22 protein-coding genes are annotated in these 19,043 nt (G+C 46.1%); 15 read left to right on the top strand and 7 right to left on the bottom strand.

Going from position 1 to position 19,043, the window contains the following annotated elements:
• Nucleotides 1–10: 10 nt before the first annotated feature.
• From mecA to pepF, 3 genes are all read left to right on the top strand, one after another.
• Entirely contained in the window at nt 11–673 is a 663-nt protein-coding gene (gene mecA, locus Q9M42_RS10400) for an adaptor protein MecA (protein ID WP_322526415.1), read from the top strand.
• Nucleotides 674–765: 92 nt separating this feature from the next.
• The gene (locus Q9M42_RS10395; protein WP_322526414.1) at nt 766–1,914 is read left to right on the top strand and encodes a competence protein CoiA; all 1,149 of its coding nucleotides are present in this window, start codon (nt 766–768) and stop codon (nt 1,912–1,914) included.
• Nucleotides 1,915–1,985: 71 nt separating this feature from the next.
• On the top strand, nt 1,986–3,800 hold the full coding sequence (pepF, locus tag Q9M42_RS10390) for an oligoendopeptidase F (protein WP_322526413.1): 1,815 nt from the start codon (nt 1,986–1,988) through the stop codon (nt 3,798–3,800).
• Nucleotides 3,801–3,845: 45 nt separating this feature from the next.
• On the opposite strand, the gene Q9M42_RS10385 is transcribed toward pepF, so the two are convergent.
• From Q9M42_RS10385 to Q9M42_RS10370, 4 genes are all read right to left on the bottom strand, one after another.
• Nucleotides 3,846–4,766, bottom strand: coding sequence for a ClpXP adapter SpxH family protein (locus tag Q9M42_RS10385; protein WP_322526412.1), 921 nt, complete (start codon nt 4,764–4,766; stop codon nt 3,846–3,848).
• A gap of 21 nt (nt 4,767–4,787) precedes the next feature.
• Nucleotides 4,788–5,174: a globin domain-containing protein gene (locus Q9M42_RS10380; protein ID WP_322526411.1), complete on the bottom strand. Its 387-nt coding sequence runs from the start codon at nt 5,172–5,174 to the stop codon at nt 4,788–4,790.
• 182 nt (nt 5,175–5,356) lie between these two features.
• Nucleotides 5,357–6,076 carry a lytic transglycosylase domain-containing protein gene (locus Q9M42_RS10375; protein ID WP_322526410.1) on the bottom strand — a complete coding sequence of 240 codons (720 nt, stop codon included), beginning with the start codon at nt 6,074–6,076 and terminating at the stop codon, nt 5,357–5,359.
• A gap of 75 nt (nt 6,077–6,151) precedes the next feature.
• Nucleotides 6,152–6,739, bottom strand: coding sequence for a CYTH domain-containing protein (locus Q9M42_RS10370; RefSeq protein WP_322526409.1), 588 nt, complete (start codon nt 6,737–6,739; stop codon nt 6,152–6,154).
• Between the two features lie 150 nt (nt 6,740–6,889).
• Between Q9M42_RS10370 and Q9M42_RS10365 the strand changes: the two genes are divergently transcribed.
• Genes Q9M42_RS10365 through Q9M42_RS10350 form a run of 4 tightly spaced genes read left to right on the top strand, consistent with a single transcriptional unit; the run spans nt 6,890 to nt 9,655 of the window.
• Entirely contained in the window at nt 6,890–7,267 is a 378-nt protein-coding gene (locus Q9M42_RS10365) for a hypothetical protein (protein ID WP_322526408.1), read from the top strand.
• Nucleotides 7,268–7,300: 33 nt separating this feature from the next.
• The gene (locus Q9M42_RS10360) at nt 7,301–7,936 is read left to right on the top strand and encodes a GTP pyrophosphokinase (RefSeq protein WP_322526407.1); all 636 of its coding nucleotides are present in this window, start codon (nt 7,301–7,303) and stop codon (nt 7,934–7,936) included.
• A gap of 23 nt (nt 7,937–7,959) precedes the next feature.
• On the top strand, nt 7,960–8,754 hold the full coding sequence (locus Q9M42_RS10355) for an NAD kinase (protein WP_322526569.1): 795 nt from the start codon (nt 7,960–7,962) through the stop codon (nt 8,752–8,754).
• 4 nt (nt 8,755–8,758) lie between these two features.
• Nucleotides 8,759–9,655 (top strand): RluA family pseudouridine synthase, encoded by an 897-nt coding sequence (locus Q9M42_RS10350; RefSeq protein WP_322526406.1) that lies wholly within the window; start codon nt 8,759–8,761, stop codon nt 9,653–9,655.
• Here Q9M42_RS10350 and Q9M42_RS10345 read toward each other — a convergent pair.
• The gene (locus Q9M42_RS10345) at nt 9,631–10,368 is read right to left on the bottom strand and encodes a metallophosphoesterase (RefSeq protein ID WP_322526405.1); all 738 of its coding nucleotides are present in this window, start codon (nt 10,366–10,368) and stop codon (nt 9,631–9,633) included. The genes Q9M42_RS10350 and Q9M42_RS10345 overlap by 25 nt on opposite strands.
• A gap of 117 nt (nt 10,369–10,485) precedes the next feature.
• On the opposite strand from Q9M42_RS10345, the gene fabI reads away from it, so the two are divergent.
• From fabI to Q9M42_RS10320, 5 genes are all read left to right on the top strand, one after another.
• A complete protein-coding gene (gene fabI / locus Q9M42_RS10340) occupies nt 10,486–11,268 on the top strand; it encodes an enoyl-ACP reductase FabI (protein ID WP_322526404.1) in 783 nt (260 codons plus the stop codon).
• 30 nt (nt 11,269–11,298) lie between these two features.
• Nucleotides 11,299–12,135, top strand: coding sequence for a glucose PTS transporter transcription antiterminator GlcT (gene glcT / locus Q9M42_RS10335; RefSeq protein ID WP_322526403.1), 837 nt, complete (start codon nt 11,299–11,301; stop codon nt 12,133–12,135).
• A gap of 188 nt (nt 12,136–12,323) precedes the next feature.
• On the top strand, nt 12,324–14,360 hold the full coding sequence (ptsG, locus tag Q9M42_RS10330) for a glucose-specific PTS transporter subunit IIBC (protein ID WP_322526402.1): 2,037 nt from the start codon (nt 12,324–12,326) through the stop codon (nt 14,358–14,360).
• A 98-nt stretch (nt 14,361–14,458) separates the two neighbouring features.
• Complete coding sequence (locus Q9M42_RS10325) at nt 14,459–14,683, top strand: hypothetical protein (protein WP_322526401.1); 225 nt, start codon at nt 14,459–14,461, stop codon at nt 14,681–14,683.
• 53 nt (nt 14,684–14,736) lie between these two features.
• The gene (locus Q9M42_RS10320; protein ID WP_322526400.1) at nt 14,737–15,036 is read left to right on the top strand and encodes an HNH endonuclease; all 300 of its coding nucleotides are present in this window, start codon (nt 14,737–14,739) and stop codon (nt 15,034–15,036) included.
• Between the two features lie 10 nt (nt 15,037–15,046).
• Here Q9M42_RS10320 and Q9M42_RS10315 read toward each other — a convergent pair whose 3' ends face one another.
• Both Q9M42_RS10315 and Q9M42_RS10310 read right to left on the bottom strand, forming a co-directional pair.
• Nucleotides 15,047–15,478 carry a GNAT family N-acetyltransferase gene (locus Q9M42_RS10315; RefSeq protein ID WP_440972322.1) on the bottom strand — a complete coding sequence of 144 codons (432 nt, stop codon included), beginning with the start codon at nt 15,476–15,478 and terminating at the stop codon, nt 15,047–15,049.
• Nucleotides 15,479–15,494: 16 nt separating this feature from the next.
• Nucleotides 15,495–16,220 (bottom strand): alpha/beta hydrolase, encoded by a 726-nt coding sequence (locus Q9M42_RS10310; RefSeq protein WP_322526399.1) that lies wholly within the window; start codon nt 16,218–16,220, stop codon nt 15,495–15,497.
• Between the two features lie 127 nt (nt 16,221–16,347).
• Between Q9M42_RS10310 and Q9M42_RS10305 the strand changes: the two genes are divergently transcribed.
• The 3 genes from Q9M42_RS10305 (at nt 16,348) to hemG (ending at nt 18,942) form a co-directional block, all read left to right on the top strand.
• Nucleotides 16,348–16,902 (top strand): phosphatidylglycerophosphatase A family protein, encoded by a 555-nt coding sequence (locus Q9M42_RS10305; RefSeq protein ID WP_322526398.1) that lies wholly within the window; start codon nt 16,348–16,350, stop codon nt 16,900–16,902.
• 144 nt (nt 16,903–17,046) lie between these two features.
• Complete coding sequence (locus Q9M42_RS10300; RefSeq protein WP_022795241.1) at nt 17,047–17,232, top strand: hypothetical protein; 186 nt, start codon at nt 17,047–17,049, stop codon at nt 17,230–17,232.
• Nucleotides 17,233–17,556: 324 nt separating this feature from the next.
• Complete coding sequence (gene hemG / locus Q9M42_RS10295) at nt 17,557–18,942, top strand: protoporphyrinogen oxidase (RefSeq protein WP_322526397.1); 1,386 nt, start codon at nt 17,557–17,559, stop codon at nt 18,940–18,942.
• Nucleotides 18,943–19,043: the final 101 nt, after the last annotated feature.

Below are 19,043 nucleotides of genomic sequence, written 5' to 3'. Positions count from 1 at the left end.
GAGAAAAATAGTGGAAATCGAAAGAATCAACGAGTCGACAGTGAAGTTTTACATTACGTACACGGATATCGAAGACCGTGGTTTCGACCGGGATGAGATTTGGTATAACCGTGAACGTGGAGAAGAATTATTCTTTGATATGATCAACGAAGCTCACGACTTAGAAAACTTTGAAATAGAAGGACCTTTATGGATCCAGGTACAGGCACTCGATCAGGGCATGGAAATCGTAGTTACCAGAGGACAGGTTACCGATGGAAATGTGAAACTGGAAATTCCGGTATCAGAAAACAAAGAGGAACCTCCGGTGGACGATAACATTGTGGATATGCTTGATGAACAATACCGTTCGTCCAAATCAGACAGAAATGGCTCACTTGAGTCGGAAGACCTAGAAATTGTTATTTCCTTCCAGGACATGGAAGACTTAATCAGCCTAAGTAAGGCCTTCCATGTATCGGATGTCCACAACGAAGTATACTTCTTTGAAAATCGGTATTATCTTTATTTAGTATTTGATCAGCGTTATACAGAGGATGAACAGGACAACATGGTAAGTCATGTGCTGGAGTACGGAAATGAATCTGACCTGTCCATTTTCCGCATACGTGAGTATGGTACGACAATTGCATCTGAATATGGTCTTCAAACCTTCAATGAAAACTTCTCATAAGTGTGTGTATCTCTAAAAGGCTGGCGTGTGACGCTGGCCTTTTTATTTTATACAAAATCCCCGTATTACATCCCCCGGAAAGGCTGATACTCATGTTTAATGCCCTCATTGCGAACGGTCGGGCAGTTTCAAGCCTGGATCCCACTATTTATCCCCCTTACTATTGCCCGGACTGCGGGCACGAAGTGCATCTGCGTAACAAATCAAATACCCGTCCTCATTTTGTTCATTCCCGGAGTGCAGACTGCCGCCTGCCTGGTGGAGAATCCGAAGAGCATACTGAAGGGAAAGCTCTGCTCGCCAGCTGGCTTAAAAAACAGAATCTTTCTCCCGTTATTGAGAAGCAGTTACCTGAGGAAGGAAGAAGGGCAGACGTATTCGTTCAGTGGACAGGGCGAAACGTAGCGCTGGAGATACAGAGGAGTGCGATTGATTCACCGCAGCTTTTGACGAGAAGCCGAACATATAGAGAAAAAGGAATCCTTCCACTGTGGTTTTTTGCTCCGAAATTAGTACAACGAAAAAATGCTGGGCGCTGGTTTTGGAATGAAGCGGTATGGTCTTCCTTATTTTCCGGGTATTTTAATGCGGTGCCTGTACTGATGCCATCTTCCCGGGAGCTTTTGATCGTGCAGCCATTATTTGAAGCTTCGCCCAAGCGTATAGTAGCCTGTGCCTTAAGATTTCCAGTGGGCGACATAAAGCTGGAGTATTTTTTCACTCCTGCACAGCTGTCATTCAGCTTTAATGATAAAATACTGGCACATAAAAACAGTTGGCGCTTTTCGCCTCATCAATTTACAGGGTGCGAAAAGTATTGGGAGAGTCTTGGGATATATACCCGGCACTACTCTCATATTAGTATGCATCCAGCGGACCTTGGCTGGCCGACGCCGTATTGTTACGTTTTCCGAGGACCGCCGCTCGTGTGGCAGACCCTGCTGTTTCACCGGATTATTCACCAAAAAAATGATACATTAAACAATATTTTAATTTTAGTGCAGAAAGATCCACTGCTTGCTCCGTTAATACGTTCTGGTCTGCGTGCAGAGGTTTACCTGCGTCAGGCAGTCTGGCATTTTTTGCAGTGGCTGAAGGTCCGGAAGACGGTTTATTTTCATCACGGGCGCTGGCATTTGAAGAAAGATCTGCTGTCTGAAGCATCGGCGGAAAAGGGATGGTCGCAGGATCAAAGCATCGCTGGAATATTTACGGCGTATATCAAAAAGCTTGAAGCATAAAAACGATTCATTGGAACAACTGGAAATAGTTCGATACAATAGGAGAGAAAGATAAAGGGAGGTGCGTTCCATTGAGTTCATCTGCTGTAGAACAACTGCCAAAACGCGAAGAAATCAGTGAACAGTATAAATGGAATTTAGAGGATATTTTTTCAAGCAATGAAGAATGGGAAGAAGAATTCAAACACATTCAAAGCATGATTCCGGCAATCGAGTCATATAAAGGACGCCTCGGAGATTCGGGGCGTATGCTGTATGAAGCCCTGCAGCAGCAGGATAAAATTACAGAGCGGTTCAGCCGTTTATTTGTTTATGCGCATATGCGTTATGATCAAAATACAAACGAATCGCTGTATCAGGGAATGGAGGACCGTGCAAGGAGACTGGCCAGTCAGCTCGGACAGGCAACGGCTTTTCTCGTTCCTGAAATCCTGACCATTCCTGAAAAAACGATTAAAGCATTTTATGAGGAAGAGCCGGAGCTCCGGTTATACGAACACGCACTCGACGCCATCAACAAAGAACGTCCGCATGTGCTGACAGAATCAGAAGAAGCACTGCTTGCCCAGGCTTCTGAAGTAATGGCTGTGCCGGGAAATACTTTTGGCATGCTCAATAATGCAGATCTGGAGTTTCCATCCATAAAGGATGAGAACGGAAATGACGCCCAGGTGACCCACGGGCGCCTGCTTAACTTTTTGGAAAGCGACAACCGACGTGTGCGGGAAGAAGCTTTTAAGGCTGTATACAGCACGTATAGCAGGTTTAAAAATACCATTTCAAGCACACTTGGCGGACAGGTGAAAAAGAATACATTTAATGCAAGCATTCGTAAGTACCGTTCAGCCAGAGAAGCTGCGCTAAGCAATAATCATATTCCGGAAAAAGTTTATGACCAGCTTGTTTCGACCGTTCATGATTACCTTCCGCTGCTCCACCGTTACGTAAAGCTGCGTAAGCAGGTGCTTGAACTCGATGAGATTCATAACTATGATCTGTATACACCGCTTGTTAAAGATATTGATATGAAAATGACGTATGAAGAAGCAAAAGAAACCGTTCTCGAAGCCCTGCAGCCGCTGGGAAAAGAATACACAGAAACGATTGCGGGCGGATTTGAAAAAGGATGGGTGGACGTTTATGAAAACGTTGGAAAACGGAGTGGAGCCTATTCCTCCGGGGCATATGGGACAATGCCATATATTTTAATGAACTGGCAGGACAGCATAAATAATGTATATACGCTGGCCCATGAACTCGGACATTCAATGCATAGCTATCTGACTCATCAAAATCAGCCGTACCCTTATGCTGATTACACCATCTTCGTGGCGGAGGTAGCTTCTACTGTCAATGAAGCACTGCTTACCCGTCACTTACTGGCAAAAACGACAAACAAAACAGAAAAAGCGTATTTATTGAATCAGTACCTCGAAGGCTTCCGGGGCACGGTTTTCCGTCAGACAATGTTTGCTGAGTTTGAGCAGTTAATTCATGAAAAGGCAGAAGCAGGGGAAGCACTGACTCCGGATCTGCTGAATGCTCTTTATTATGAGCTGAATGAACAGTATTTCGGGCCGCATATGACACTCGATGATGATATTGCGCTGGAATGGGCAAGAATCCCTCACTTTTATATGAACTTTTATGTATATCAGTATGCCACCGGCTACAGCGCTGCTGCTGCTTTGTCCCAACAGATTACAGAGGAAGGGGAGCCTGCGGTGGAACGCTACCTGAAGTTTTTGAAATCCGGCAGTTCGGATTATCCGATCGAAGTTCTGAAAAAAGCAGGGGTCGATATGACTACTTCCAAGCCGATTGAACTGGCAATGAAATCCTTTGAAGATACCTTGAATGAACTGGAAGAACTGCTGCTTCCATAAAAAAATCCGCGGAGATGTAGACCATCTCCGCGGATTTTTATTTTTTCAGGTAAGGGAAGGTACATACTCCCAGTAGGCCCCATTCTTTAGTGGAACATGCTTCATCTTTCTCATCAGCAGAAGCTGTTTCAGCTGCTTTTCAGCCTCTTTTTCACTCCAGTCGAATACAACAGAAACCTCTTTCGTCGTAATTCGCGGATAGCGGGTGAGAAACTTTTCAAGCGTTAATGAGTGAGAACGCTCGGGTACATGTCCTAGCATGTCGGAGAGGATTTCTTCGTAGACCTGATAGGGATACAGCCCGGAAACCTTCAGTCCCCCATCCTCAACATGATCGTTAAAGAAAACGAATGTTGGTGCCTGATCGACCTCCATCTCGCGGGAGGTCCTGATATCACAATTCAGGGCTTTCCGTGTACAGGCAGAATGTATATCGCGCTGAAATTCTTCAATGTCCAGTCCGGTCGCTTCCGCGATCTGGAGAAGCGTTTGTTCCGTGGAGATGTCCCGGCCGTGCAGAAATAAATTCTCTCTGATATTCCGAAAAAAAACCGAAGCCAGCTGCTTTCCCTGCATTTCCGCTGCTTTCATGGCTAGTGCAGGAATGTAGGCAGACGGAGCAGAATGCTTCAGCCACACGCTTCCATCTGCCGGCATGCCGGTCCGGGTGGCCACTTCCTCATAAAACAGGGCCATTTCTTTTTTCATTTCTTCTTTCACTGGCTTCTGTGTCTCTTCACTCCAGCATTCAATGTTTGAAGTGAGCAGAAGCTTTGGCGTGAAATAATGGCCGTATTCAATGAGCAGCTTTTTTAATACGGGTTCAAATGCCCAGCACTCCGGGCATAATGGATCCATAAAAATATATAATTCAAGCGGCTTTTTCGATAAATGTGTGTCGGTAGACTGCGGCAGACTGCAGGAACCGGAACTGTCATCACAAAAAGAAAAATGCTCGTTGCCCATGACCAGTTCACGCTCCTTTCGTTATGAATTTTCTTCGGTAGTATTTATCATGTGCTGTGCTGTCACCACAAGCCGCTGAAACATTTCCTGTCTAATATCGTGTTCCATGTTTATTTCTTCCATCGCTTCATCCATGCATAACAGCCAGGCTTTCGCTCGTTTTTCCGTAATTGGAAACGGGAGATGGCGGGCCCGCAGGCGGGGATGGCCATGTTCTTCTGTGTATAAAGGCGGACCGCCTAAAAATTGTGTCATAAACTGCTTTTGTTTACGGGCAGTTTCTGTAAGGTCCTCCGGAAAAATAGGAGCCAGATCCGGATGATCGCCAACCTTCCTGTAAAACGTATCAATAAGTTCAGAAAGTTTTTCTTCGCCAAGCTTATCAAAGCTGGATTTAAAACCTGTCATTGTAAACCTCCGGAACAACGCTTTAACGTTTATGCTTACAAAGACAGAGCAATAGCGCAAAACGCAATTATTATATTTCAGTATTTATTCTAGCAATGAGACCCGGTAACCGCAAATATTTTGAATGGCAAATGGCTGCCGGGGCAAAAAAACAACCCCGAAGACGGGATTGTTTTTTCAGGTTATACAAGATCCTGATAGTTGGCAAGCACATTTGGGACGTATTTTTGGGTTTCTTTAAACGGTGGAATACCATCATATTTATCAACATTACCCGGGCCGGCGTTATAAGCGGCAAGGGCAAGCGTTTTGTTGCCATTGTATTTATCGAGCATGTCTCTTAAATAGCGGATACCTCCGTCAAGGTTTTGTTCAGGGTCCATCGGGTCTTTTACTTTCAGCATAGAAGCAGTGCCCGGCATCAGCTGCATCAGCCCCATGGCGCCCGCATGGCTTTTAGCGTTTGGATTAAAGCCGGATTCCTGCTTTACCAGTGCGCGGACAAGTTTACTGTCCACCCCGTATTTTTCCGATAAACGCTCAATCGTCTGTACAACGCCCGAGCCTGATGCCTGTTTAGATGAAGAAGGATTTTCAGAGGCAGCAGCCGTTTCCTTTTTTACTTTCTTTGCGGCAGGCTCAGCCGGATTCCTGGATGCTTCGTCATCCAAATGACTGAAATAGCTGCTTGCGCTCACCGGGTTTAAGAACAACGAAGAAGAGACCGGGCTGAAGCCGCTGCTGGTCTGTTCGGACATGATAGCCTGGGTTGATTTCAGGGAATCGTATAAAAAAGAACCGAAACGGCCGGCAGCAGAAGCTGTCTGCGAAGGAATGGACGGCTGGCTGCTTCCGGCAGCTGCATTGGTTGAAGATGGGAAAAGAGAGGAAGAAATCGTCAAAAAAATTCACCCCACTAATAAAATTCAGATAAGAAAAATATACCAGTATTTCAAATGAAGAACAATGTGCGTATGTTACTGTTTTTTATCCTGCTGCTGGCTGCGTTGAAAAAGTCGTTCAATTTTGTTCGGTGTGCTGCGGATAGGAAATTGATGTTTGTCTGCCAATTCATCCATCCAGGCATAAACCTCTTTTTCACTCGGTCCTTCTATTTCGAGCTCATAATCTGTGATCCCTAAATAATGACTCCGGTCAAAAAAGATTTCTCCTGTACGAAAGGTCTGGGAGGCCCGGTAGGTGGTCAGTGTGCCTATATTATCAACGCGCACGGAACCAATCAGTGCCTGAAGACGTCCGTAGACGTCACCGGCAGGCAGCGTTCCGGCTGTGCTCGCCTCCTGAGCCTCCTGTGCTGTAATGGTCTGGTTCCATTCAGTGAGTCCTTCCGGAGCCGGTTCTTTCAATGTCAAGGTGTATGAGTCGCCCCGCTCGCGTATGCGCAAAGCGGATTTATGGGAACGCAGATCGAAGCTGTAAGTATCAAAATAGGTATTTTTCTGGGAGGAAAAATCACTTTCCTGAATAGCGAAGTCAGCTGTAAGAGAGGAAAACTCCTGCTCCGTCAAAAGATTCTTCGCTTCAATTTCCTGTTCTTTCGCCACGGTGAATCATCCTTTCAAATACCGAATTACTGGAAAAACGCTATGCATTATCTTATCATATGGTTTGCGCTCTGTCTGTTTACATAAGTTATGATAAAATTAGGTACAGATAAGAAACGTATACTTGCCCTGTTTTGGAGGAATTATGACATGCAGCATATATTGACTGTAAATCATTACGAAGAAGACAATGAATCATTAATGATGTATCCGGTGGAAGAGTGGCCGGAAAAAGAATGGCAGAAATTAAGCGACGGTGGACAGATGCTCGCAGATTCCGATGCGCTCACGCTTGTTTATGTACTGGATATGGAAGACGAATTTGTGCAGCTCCGTATTCCAAAAAGAGTATGGCCCCTTTTGAAAAAGGCTTACGATAACGAAAAGCATGTCTATGTAAAAAGCGGAAGTGCCCTGCATTTAGAAAACTTTCATGAAGAAATTGATTATTTAATGGATAATGTGCCTGGAAACGGGAATTACGGTACTGAAATGGTATCTGCATTTGAAGAAGCATTCAACGTATAACCTCATAATAATGTAAATGAGTGGTGGTAAACCATGAGTAACTGGCAGACCTTTCTTTCGCCATACATGCAGGCGGTAGAGGAAATAAAGGTGAAATTAAAAGGATTAAGAGAACAGTACCAGATGTCTTCACAGCACACTCCGATTGAGTTTGTTACCGGGAGGGTCAAGCCGGTAACTAGCATTCTTGATAAAGCCCAGCGTAAAGATATTCCGCTCGATGAAATCGATACGAAAATGCAGGACATTGCCGGTATTCGTATCGTCTGCCAATTTGTCGGCGACATTGATACCATTGTGGAGCTGATGCGGACAAGACAGGATTTTGAGGTTTTGGAGGAACGGGATTACATTAAGGAAAAAAAAGAGAGTGGCTACCGATCTTTCCATATGGTCGTTTCCTATCCTGTGCATACGATTGACGGCCGCAAAGACGTGCTCACAGAAATTCAGGTGCGGACAATGGCCATGAATTTCTGGGCGACTATTGAACATTCTTTAAACTACAAGTACAGCGGTGAAATTCCGGAGGATATTAAACACCGGCTGCAGCGCGCTGCAGAAGCTGCGTTTCAGCTCGATGAAGAAATGTCTAAAATAAAAGGCGAGGTGCGGGAAGCACAGCGTATCTATATGCAAAACAGGGAAAGTGAGGGTCCAAATACATGAGTATCCCGTCCACCGATGAAAACATGCGATACAACGTTACCTCCCGCGGAGACGACACCTCCAACGAAATCAGGGACAAAGTGCTTTCCTATCTGAATGAATTCGGCCTGATCCATGACGAAGTCCATCCCGATATTGTGATAACTGTGGGAGGCGATGGCACGCTGCTGCAGGCGTTCCATCATTATTATGAATCACTTGAAGATGTATGCTTTGTAGGTATACATACCGGTCACCTCGGTTTTTATGCAGACTGGCAGCCGGAAGAAGTAGAGAAGCTGGTGATTCATCTTGCAAAAACGCCATTTCAGGTGGTGGAGTACCCGCTGCTTGAAGTAATTGTCCGGTACAATGAACATACGCGATTCGAACGGTACTTAGCCTTAAACGAGTGTATGGTAAAAACGCTCGAAGGCTCTCTCGTATGCAATGTAGATATTAAAGGCGACCATTTTGAAACGTTTCGCGGAGACGGCTTGTGTATTTCGACGCCTTCCGGAAGCACGGCGTATAACAAATCCCTGGGCGGGGCGATTTTGCACCCTTCCTTATCAAGTATCCAAATAGCTGAAATGGCAAGCATTAATAACCGGGTTTACCGGACGATCGGCTCACCTTTAATTCTGCCGCAGCACCATACCTGTCTTCTGCGCCCGGTGAACGATGTGGACATGCAGATTACTATTGACCATATCACTCTTGTCGACCAGGGGATTGAGTCCATTCAGTACCGGGTGGCAGAAGAAAAAGTGCGATTCGCCCGCTTCCGTCCGTTTCCTTTCTGGAAGCGCGTGAAAGAATCGTTTATCGGAGAATAGAGGGATGAGGACAATTACATGGAGCGTGCCTCCTGGGGCAGAAAACCTGGAGGTAAAAAGATTTTTGAGCCAGTACAAAGATGTATCACGGCGCGTATGGAAAAAAGTAGATACACTCCCCGTGTATATAAATGGGAAAGCAAGCCGGGGGAATGACCGGTTAAGCGCCGGGGATGAGCTTCAGATAAGCATACCGTCAGGAACCGTTCCTGCTCATTTTAAAGAGTCCCAGGAGCGGCTGGAAGTGCTCTATGAAGATAAAGACATTATAGTAATCAACAAGCCTGCGGGCCTGCCAACCATCCCCGGAAGAGCAGCAGGTGAGGAGTCACTGGCAGGGAGACTGGCTGGTTATCTGCGAAACAAAGACATACAGTCTGCCATTCATCCTGTTTCAAGGCTCGACCGTGGAACGAGCGGTATTGTTCCTTTTGCCCGTCATGCCTATGCCCACTCCCGCATGGAAAAACATATGAATGCCGGAGCGAAAGAGTACATTGGGATCGTTGAAGGCAGATGGCCGCGGGAATTTACGTGTGTAGATGTTCCGATCCGCCCGAGTACGACCAGTCTGGTGGAACAGGTGGCAGCACCGGACGGCAAAAGAGCTGTGACCACCGCAGAGGTGATTGAAATACTGCCTGAACACACAGTCTTAAAGTTTGGGCTGGAAACCGGCCGCACGCATCAGATCCGGGTGCATGCTTCTGCATCCGGTTTTCCACTTGCCGGTGATACGCTGTATGGAAATAAAAATGAATACTTGAACAGACAGGCACTGCACGCCTGCCGTCTGGATTTCTTTCATCCGGTACAGGAAACAATAATCAACGTTACGGCTCCGCACCCTGAAGATATTAATAATTTTCTGGCTTCTCAGCGGCTGAAGGTATTTAAGTGATCCGGCTGCAGTGGCAGAGTGGAAGGGACCTCAACGAATTCATGTTCCGGGTAACGGTAGGCGGTAAGCTTGTTTCCAAATGAACAGCCTGTATCAATATTTAAGGTCCGGCCGACGAGTCTGGCTTTCCATACAGGGGTGTGGCCGTAAATGATGAAAGGCCTGCCGCGGTAGGAGGGAGCCCAGTCTATACGCTCAGGCTCGCGACTGGCGTTTAGCTTTGTTGGTCCGTACAAAACTACATTCCGGGTTCTGCGGTCCGTTCGGCCGATCAAATCCTCCTGCATGCCGCCATGGGAAGCAAGAATGTTTTCATTGTCGAACAGCTGGTACAGCGGTGCCTGCTCAAACAAGTCCATAAACTTCTGTTTCACCTCCTGCCGTTCACCCGGGAGGAGTGCTTCCCACTCCTGGATGGTTTTCTCAAGCCCGTGACCTACCTGGACCGGCCGCCCTAAAAACCAGCGGTACAGTTTGTCACAATGGTTTCCGGGCAAATACAGGGCGTTTCCACTTTTAACCATTTGGTCTGTTATACGGATGACATCCATAGAATTTGGCCCGCGGTCTGTAATGTCGCCAACGATAACAAGCTGACGACCGCCGGGGTGCATGTAATTTTGATGGTGGTCATAGCCGAGTACTGAAAGCATTTCGTTCATTTCGTACGCACAGCCGTGAATGTCGCTAATAAAGTCAAAGTGTCTGTTCACTCAGACCTCTCCCTTCTGAAAAAATATAACGGCTGTTGGACAGCCCGGCGGTTCAATGATATAAAGGTAAAGAAATTATTTGATAATGATACAATCATATCTAAAGGAGAGACAACGATGCAATTATCACTTGAAGGAAAAACGTTTGTCGTGATGGGTGTTGCCAATAAAAGAAGCATAGCCTGGGGAGCAGCGGAAAGCCTGGCAGAGGCAGGAGCTGATTTAGTATTTACATACGGACAGCAGCGCACCGAAAAAAGTGTCAGAAAATTGGCGGATTCGCTGGATCAGGAAGAACCACTCGTCGTTCAGTGTGACGTCACCAACGATGAGCAGATCCGCGAATGCTTTGCAAAAATTAAAGAAGAAGCGGGGACCATTCACGGCGTCGTTCATTCCCTGGCTTATGCGAAAAGAGAAGAGCTCGAGGGTGAATACTTAAATGCTACCCGTGAAGGATTTTTACTGGCCCAGGAAATCAGTGCATATTCCTTCACTGCAGTTGCAAAGGCTGTGAAAGAGTTTGATTTAATGACAGAGGGAGGTTCTTTTGTTACGATGAGCTACCTCGGGGCAGAGCGGATCGTGAACAATTATAACGTCATGGGCGTAGCGAAAGCTTCTTTAGAGGCTAGTACCCGGTATTTGGCGAACGATCTGGGTGCAGACGACATTAGAGTCAATGCAATCTCGGCCGGTCCGATTCGTACGCTGGCAGCTAAAGGCGTCTCCGGCTTTAACGACACTATCAAGGCCATGGAAGAGCATGCGCCGCTGCGGCGTACGGTTACCCAAAAAGAGGTTGGGGACACCACTGCCTTTCTGATGAGCGGGATGTCGAGTGGAATTACAGGTGAAGTTATCCATGTCGACGGAGGCTATCACGCATACGGTATGTAAATCAGGTCAACAGGAACATGGTGGTAAAGAATGAAAGTAATTAAAGGGTTAAACAATAACGTTGTTATTGCAGAACATGAGGACTACGGGGAAGTTATTCTTACCGGGCGGGGAATCGGCTTTTCCAAGCGCCCGGGAGACCTCATTGATGCCGGGGCTCCGGAAAAGTTTTTCATACTGAAAAACGAAAATGAACAGACGCAGTACCGACAGTTAATCGAGCATATCGATGAGACGTTTATCGCCTGTATTACAGAAATTCTGCAGGTGCTTGAAGCAGAGTGGGCGGAAACGTTCGAAGAACACATTCATGTAGCGTTAACGGACCACCTCAGCTTTGCACTTGAGAGAACAAAAAAAGGTCTTACAATCAGCAATCCGTTTTTAAAAGAAACCCAGCTTGCTTATGAAAAAGAATACCGTGCGGCCGGATGGATCATTGACGAAATTGAACAATGGACAGGGGTGCGGCTTCCGGAAGAGGAAAAAGGGTTTATCGCACTGCACCTGCACGGGGCAGTGACGAGAACGCCGCTCGACCAAGTGAACGCTTATACGAGGCTTGTAAAAGATATGACGGTAATGGTGGAGAAGGCTCTCGATATTCAGCTGTCTCCGGAAGATTTAGATCACCGCCGGCTGTTCCGTCATTTGCAGCAGGCTGTTGCAAGGGTGAGAAACGGTGAGTTCGAAGAGGCGTCTGAACCATTAAAAAAAATGTTGCAGGCAGAGTATCCCTTCTGCTATAATTTGTCCTGGAAGCTCATACGAACGATGCAGCGTGCTTTGCAGACGACGATACCAGAAGGCGAAGCCGTTTATTTAACCATTCATCTGCAAAGGCTTTCATCGAAACGAAAATATTGATCTAGTGTTCCGTGTTACTGGTAAAGCAGGCATGAGAGAATGCTGATCGCGTTTGAACCAAAGGGAGAAAGAACCAGCTTCTTTTCTCTTTGTGACCTCGCGATTAGTGTATCTCTCATGCCTTTTTTTGTGCACTGAAACCTGTGGTCAGTGATGAGTCTTCCGAAAAATAATTAGGAGAGATACATATGTGGAAACAGTCATTTGGAGTACTTCAACGTATCGGACGCGCCCTGATGCTTCCGGTTGCCCTTCTTCCAGCGGCCGGTCTGCTTCTTGCTATCGGTACTGCCATGCAGGAAGAGCAAATGATCGAATTGCTGCCATTTCTGACATCTGCTCCGGCAGAATTAATTGCCGAGCTGATGTCGGAAGCTGGTGGGGTAGTATTTGATAATTTAGCGGTATTATTTGCAGTCGGTGTAGCACTCGGCCTGGCAGGAGACGGAGTTGCAGCTCTTGCAGCACTGATCGGTTTTATGATTATAAACGTTACGATGAGCGTGTTATTAAGTGTTAATACAGATATGCTTGAAGAGCCGGGCTACGCGTCAGTGCTTGGTATTCCCACACTTCAGACAGGGGTGTTTGGGGGGATAATTGCCGGTATATTAGGAGCAATGATGTATCAGCGCTTTTATAATATTAATCTGCCAACCTACTTAGGCTTTTTCGCCGGAAAAAGATTTGTACCGATTGCTACTGCTGTCGGCGGTCTGGTTATCGGTGCTGCTTTGACACTTGTTTGGCCCCCAATTCAAACCGGATTGAATTCCCTGTCCCTTTATGTGACAGAATCAAACCAAACGCTTTCCGCATTTATTTTCGGCGTAATGGAACGTTCACTCGTGCCATTCGGCCTGCACCACATTTTCTATTCTCCGTTCTGGTTCGAATTTGGAAGCTATGTGAACGAGGCGGGAGAAACGGTCAATGGAGATCAGCGGATTTTCTTCGAACAAATGAAAGACGGTGTGCCATTTACTGCTGGAACGTTCATGACAGGGAAATTCCCGTTCATGATGTTTGGTCTTCCGGCTGCGGCTCTCGCAATTTACCACTGCGCCCGTCCGGAAAATAAAAAGATGGTCGCAGGTATTATGGGGTCGGCGGCATTGACTTCTTTTCTGACAGGCATTACTGAGCCGCTTGAGTTCAGCTTCTTGTTTGTAGCACCTCTTCTGTTTGCGATTCACGCGATTTTTGCCGGATTCTCCTTCATGATTATGCAGCTGCTTGATGTCAAAATTGGCATGACCTTCTCCGGAGGGGTTATCGACTTTCTGCTCTTCGGGATCGTGCCAAACCGGACGGAATGGTGGCTCGTTATTCCAGTCGGACTATGCTTTGCGTTAATTTATTACTTCGGATTCCGGTTTGCTATCCAAAAATTCAACCTGATGACTCCGGGACGTGAAGCAGCCACAGAAGGAGCCGCTGGAATGTCTGGTGCCGCTTCTGACGATGAACTGCCAAGAGAAATCATTGCTGCGTTTGGCGGCCAGGAAAACTTAAAACACCTGGACGCCTGCATCACAAGACTCCGGATCACCGTCAATGAAAAAGATAAAGTGAATAAAGATCAGCTTAAAGCACTGGGTGCTTCCGGCGTAATGGAAGTCGGCAATAACGTTCAGGCGATTTTTGGTCCTAAATCAGATGCGATTAAGTCTCAGATGCAGGACGTTATTGCTGGAAAGACGCCTGAACCAATAGCAGAAAAAGAAACAGCTGCTACTGCAATGAACACTGCGTCTGCTGAAGATATTGAGGCCATGTCAATTACAAGTCCAGCCTCCGGACGGCTGATCCGTATCGATGAAGTGGAAGATGAAGTGTTTTCCGGAAAAATGATGGGAGACGGATTTGCAATTGTGCCGGAAGAAGGCGTCTTTCATGCGCCTGTCGACGGAACTATTACTACAGTGTTCCCGACGAAACACGCTGTAGGGATGCAGACTGATGAAGGCACAGAGATTCTCATTCATATCGGTCTGGATACGGTTAATATGAAAGGCGAAGGCTTCGAAGTCTTTGTGACAGAAAACGATAAGGTAAAGCAGGGAGATGTACTAGTTAAAGCTGATCTTGAGAAAATCCGTCAGGAAGCAGCTTCTACAACGACACCGGTAGTGTTCACCAATCTGGACAAAGAATATACTGTCAGTGTAGAGAGCGGAAAAACGGTCCGGGCAGAGGAAGACGGTATTATTACGATTAAATAACCGTTTCTGGTGCTTAATATATGGAAAAAAGGGTAAAGAATACTAGTGATCATTTTTTCTTCAATCCATCATTGTAAGCAGTGGAGGAGGGTCTAAACATGGCACTTGTAGTTCCATATATTAATGCATCGGCTGTTAATTATGCTAACCGTCAGCAGCCGCCGGTAAAGCCGGGAGTACGCCGCGTTCAGCGGGTTCAGCCCGTAGAACCGAAACGATATTCGAGTGAGCAGCAGCAAGCGTATCGGTCACTCGAAAAAAGGTATGAGCGTATTTTAGAAGAAGAAAATAAAAAAGGGCGGCGCATTCATACGTTTGCCTGAGAGAGCTGCCGTCCGGCAGTTCTCTTTTTATTACGGACAAGGAGGGGAAGTGGTTGAAACAGGGAAAATCGGTGGGAACGTGCGAGCTTTGCGGACGGGAGGAGGTCGAACGCACAGTGCACCACCTGGTGCCAAAGGATGAAGGAGGGACACACGGGGCAACTGCCTGGCTGTGTAAAGCCTGTCACCGGCAGATACATGCTTTATACAGTAACAAAGAGCTGGCCGTAAGGCTGAACACTATTGAACAGCTGCGGGCTGATGAAAAAATCTGGCGGTTTATTAAATGGATACGAAAGCAGCGGGGAGAAAAAAGGGTGAAGGTACGACGGTCGAAAACGAAAAAAAGGTGAGCAGAGATGCTCACCAGCTAAGCGACTTTTTCATTTCCACATGAGGGATGCCGGCATCCATAAACTCACCGGACGTGACTTCGTACCCGAGGGATTGATAAAATCCGGAAGCATATTTTTGGGCATTGAGCTTCATAACAGGCTTTTCCATTTCCAGTGCTTTATATTCCATGGCCTGCATCAGTAGACGGCCGCTTCCGGTCCTACGGAAGGAAGAATAAATACATACACGTTCCGCTTTAGCGTAGTCCTCTTCAAATCGGAGCCGGGATGCTCCAATTGCCTGGTCGCCGTCGTATACGACGAAATGGACAGCTTCTTCTTCAAATTCATCAATTTCTTCTTCCTCGGGCACATTCTGTTCCTCGACGAAAACGTCAAAACGGACCCGGAAGGCATCTTCGAGCTGCTGCCTGTTACTGACTTCGTACACTTCAATCATTAAACGCAGTCCTTTCTCAATCTAGTTCAATATCAAACATGTAAGCAAGCGAATGAAGCACGTCCTGCTCCCACACCTTCCATAAATGCCCGCCCTCGAGCTCTTTATAATGATAGTGGGACGCTTTGACGGAAAGGTATTCATACAAATCACGGTTTGGTTTCAGAAAATCCTCGACCGTACCAGCCGTCGTGTCTACCTCCTGTTCTTCAGTTCCAATGGTATGGTACATCGTAAAGGAAGGCCAGTCCTCTGAGTTTTTCAGAGCATCGAATACAGTTTCGTTAACAAGCGGTGAATGCATCACAATCCGCTGAAAAATGTTAGGATAGCGGAGAGAAGCCATTAAAGAAACTGTGCCTCCAAGTGAATCGCCAAGCAGAGTCCTTGCTTCAGGTGAAGGCTCAGCGTGGTACTCTTTTTCCATAAACGGAAGGAGTTCTGAGGCCATAAATTGAAGGTAATTATTATGGTCCTCTTCATCGGGGTGGTACCAGTTTCTGCGCTGGCGCACAGAAGGATAGGGCACTCCTACGATTACCGTGTCGGGAGCTCCTTCCTCCATCGCCTGTTCGGCGTAACGGACTAAATGGCCGAGCCGGAAGTAATCTTTACCGTCCTGGGCGATGATTAAATGATATGTAGACATAGGAGTGAATCCATCCGGGGTGTAGATACGTAAATCAAAAGAGTGATCCAATATTTCGCTGTGAAATGTGACATCCTGCTGGGTACCGTCCATGACGTTTCACAATCCTTTCATAGGGAAATAGTATTAGTGAAGTCCCTTATTGTTGCAATAGCTATTGTAACATAATTTTAAGGGCTTTTATGTATTCCGGATTGCACTCGACAAAGGAGGCAGCAATATGACTAAAGAAAAAGTATCAAGTGAAAAAGTAGAAAAAGCAGCAAGGAATATGCTCGAGGAGCGCGGAGTTTACCTTCAGGACATTGCAGATATCGTATATAATATGCAGGCCAAATACGCACCGAATCTGACGATGGATGACTGTCTGGAAAGCGTGGATGCTGTATTGTATAAAAGGGAAATTCAGCATGCTATCTTAGTGGGCGTGGAAATCGACAAGCTGGCTGAAAATAACCAGCTTTCTGAGCCTCTGCAGTCACTGGTCGATACGGACGAAGGTCTGTTTGGTATTGACGAAACGGTGGCGCTTGGTTCGGTGTTTGGGTTCGGAAGTATAGCCGTTACTACATTTGGATATTTGGATAAAGCCAAAGACGGTATCATTAACGAATTGGACACAAGCGAAGAAAGAGTGCACACCTTTTTAGATGATTTGGTCGCAAGCATTGCTTCGAGTGCTTCTGCGCGTCTTGCTCACCGGATGCGTGATAAAGAAGAAGAGCGCACGAGCAGGCAGATTAAACACCGGGAAGATGAAGAGTTGATTGGCTGAAAGAAATCATGAGTAACCCCGCAGTTTTTTGACTGTGGGGTTTTTGTGTGTATAACTCATTGTGCTTAACAAATAAAGCAATTGGGAGTACAATATGTAGAGAAAAAGCAAACTTAAATATATGATAAAGGAGTAGAAATTCTAGTGCAGGAAACCAAACCGCGTTGGATATACTGGAAAAAGACCTTTCATTCAAAATTTCAGGCCGGCTGCCTTAAAGCAAAGCTGGAAGAAAACTGGCACAACGGATATGAACTGGGACCGCTTGTAGAAATAAGAAAGCTGCGCTCCAATAAATATGTGGTGCGATATACGTACGATGAAGCTTAAAGCTAACACATACAGCTTTATAAAAAATAGATTAAATAAGAAAAGGTAAGAGCCGTTTTATGTCCCGGGACGTAAAACGGCTCTTAGTTGTGAGGAATTATTCGGTGCTTTCTTTCCAATGTTTTTCCGTTTAATTTTCCCATAATCATTTCTCCTATCAAAAATAGCAGGTCTCAGCCTGATTCCATTACCTGCTTCTATTTGTTTGTAAACATTTGTAAACAAATGCATGAAATTATTTTATATATTTGCATCAAATAAAGAACGACGGCATAATTTTAGGTATAGCACAAAATCGTTAGAATGCAGAAAAGAGGAAGACTGATGAAACGAATTACCGTAGTCGGCGGGGGAATTACAGGGCTTACTATTCTGTACTATCTTCAGAAATGGAAATTGGAGAGTAACAGCAATATTGAATTAACACTCGTGGAAAAAGAAGAAAAAGCAGGCGGTAAAATACGAACCGTTCATCATGAAGATTTTATTATGGAGACTGGGGCTGATTCGGTTGTAGCCAGGCACAGCGCAGTGCTTCCGTTAGTTGAAGAGGCGGGACTCGAAAAAGAAATAGTGTATAACAGCACTGGAGTGTCGTACCTGTATGTAAAAGATCAGCTGTATCCGCTCCCGAAGGATGCAGTCTTTGGTATTCCATCGGGACCAGTGTCGCTTTTAAAAAGTCCGCTTATTTCCTGGAAAGGAAAGGTTCAGGCACTTGGAGATTACGTAAAAAAGAATAAGAATTTCACGAAAGAAAGCTCTGTGGGGGAGTTTCTCGAATCCTTCCTGGGCCGTGAACTGGTGAAAAATCAAATTGCACCGGTTTTGTCCGGCGTGTACTCGGGGGATATTTACTCACTTACCATGGCATCGACACTTCCGTATCTCGTGGATTATAAAAACGATTTTGGAAGTATTATGCGGGGAGTGGCGAAAAACAAAAAAAAGTTCGGAGCGAGTGGAGGGAAAAAATTCATTTCCTTCCGAAATGGTTTGTCTTCGCTGCCGGAGGCGCTGCTTTCGAAATTAACCGAAACAGAGTTGTTGTTTGGCCGGCAGGTGGAGCACATTAAAAAGAAAGAGGAAGCGTATCAGGTGAAGCTCGACAGCGGAGAAAGCCTGCAGACAGATGCCGTAGTTATAGCTGCGCCGCACCGGACTGCAGCACGTATACTGCAGGATGAGGAGATGACAAAAACATTTAACGAGTTCCAGAGCTCATCTCTTTTAAGTGTGTATGCTGGTTTTTCCCTGCCGCCGGACAGTCTGCCGCGGGACGGGACAGGATTTATCGTTTCTGAGAACAGTGATCTTGAATGTAATGCATGCACGTGGAGCAATCGGAAATGGACCCATACCTCGAAAGGCGAAAATGTGCTGGTGCGTTTATTTTACAAAAGCTCCAAGCCTGCGTATCAGCGAATGCAGGAAGGAGGAGAAGAACAGATAAAGCAGACCGCGCTAAATGACCTGAAGAAAAGCCTTCATATTGAACAGGAGCCGGTAAGCCTGGAAGTAACAGACTGGGAACAGCTGATGCCAAATTATCACATCGGGCACCAGTCAGCTGTTGGAGAGCTTGAAAGGCTGCTGAAGGAAAAGTTTCCGGGCGTTTATGTGGCTGGTGCTTCGTATTACGGGGTTGGTATTGGTGCCTGCATTCAAAACGGGATAAACACTGCGGAAGCTCTATACAAAAATATTTAAAAGCACGCCTATTCCAACAGGAAAAGGCGTGCTCAGACTGTCGACAATGACTCTCATTTTAGAGCTTGTCGGCAGTTTTTTTCGTGCTATGATAAAAAGAA

Origin of the sequence: Marinococcus luteus, from assembly GCF_034497705.1 — a bacterium.
In the GTDB taxonomy this organism is placed as follows: domain Bacteria; phylum Bacillota; class Bacilli; order Bacillales; family Marinococcaceae; genus Marinococcus; species Marinococcus luteus_A.
The sequence above is the reverse complement of the archived record's forward strand: the minus strand, read 5'-3'. Positions and strand labels throughout refer to the sequence as shown.

What these genes read in the sequence shown, in the direction of transcription:
- Q9M42_RS10395 (WP_322526414.1), top strand. Translation starts at nt 766, where the DNA reads ATGTTTAATGCCCTCATTGCGAACGGTCGGGCAGTTTCAAGCCTGGAT.
- Q9M42_RS10385 (WP_322526412.1), bottom strand. Translation starts at nt 4,766, where the DNA reads ATGGGCAACGAGCATTTTTCTTTTTGTGATGACAGTTCCGGTTCCTGC.
- Q9M42_RS10380 (WP_322526411.1), bottom strand. Translation starts at nt 5,174, where the DNA reads ATGACAGGTTTTAAATCCAGCTTTGATAAGCTTGGCGAAGAAAAACTT.
- Q9M42_RS10365 (WP_322526408.1), top strand. Translation starts at nt 6,890, where the DNA reads ATGCAGCATATATTGACTGTAAATCATTACGAAGAAGACAATGAATCA.
- Q9M42_RS10360 (WP_322526407.1), top strand. Translation starts at nt 7,301, where the DNA reads ATGAGTAACTGGCAGACCTTTCTTTCGCCATACATGCAGGCGGTAGAG.
- Q9M42_RS10355 (WP_322526569.1), top strand. Translation starts at nt 7,960, where the DNA reads ATGCGATACAACGTTACCTCCCGCGGAGACGACACCTCCAACGAAATC.
- Q9M42_RS10350 (WP_322526406.1), top strand. Translation starts at nt 8,759, where the DNA reads ATGAGGACAATTACATGGAGCGTGCCTCCTGGGGCAGAAAACCTGGAG.
- fabI (WP_322526404.1), top strand. Translation starts at nt 10,486, where the DNA reads ATGCAATTATCACTTGAAGGAAAAACGTTTGTCGTGATGGGTGTTGCC.
- glcT (WP_322526403.1), top strand. Translation starts at nt 11,299, where the DNA reads ATGAAAGTAATTAAAGGGTTAAACAATAACGTTGTTATTGCAGAACAT.
- ptsG (WP_322526402.1), top strand. Translation starts at nt 12,324, where the DNA reads ATGTGGAAACAGTCATTTGGAGTACTTCAACGTATCGGACGCGCCCTG.
- Q9M42_RS10325 (WP_322526401.1), top strand. Translation starts at nt 14,459, where the DNA reads ATGGCACTTGTAGTTCCATATATTAATGCATCGGCTGTTAATTATGCT.
- Q9M42_RS10315 (WP_440972322.1), bottom strand. Translation starts at nt 15,478, where the DNA reads ATGATTGAAGTGTACGAAGTCAGTAACAGGCAGCAGCTCGAAGATGCC.
- Q9M42_RS10310 (WP_322526399.1), bottom strand. Translation starts at nt 16,220, where the DNA reads ATGGACGGTACCCAGCAGGATGTCACATTTCACAGCGAAATATTGGAT.
- Q9M42_RS10305 (WP_322526398.1), top strand. Translation starts at nt 16,348, where the DNA reads ATGACTAAAGAAAAAGTATCAAGTGAAAAAGTAGAAAAAGCAGCAAGG.
- hemG (WP_322526397.1), top strand. Translation starts at nt 17,557, where the DNA reads ATGAAACGAATTACCGTAGTCGGCGGGGGAATTACAGGGCTTACTATT.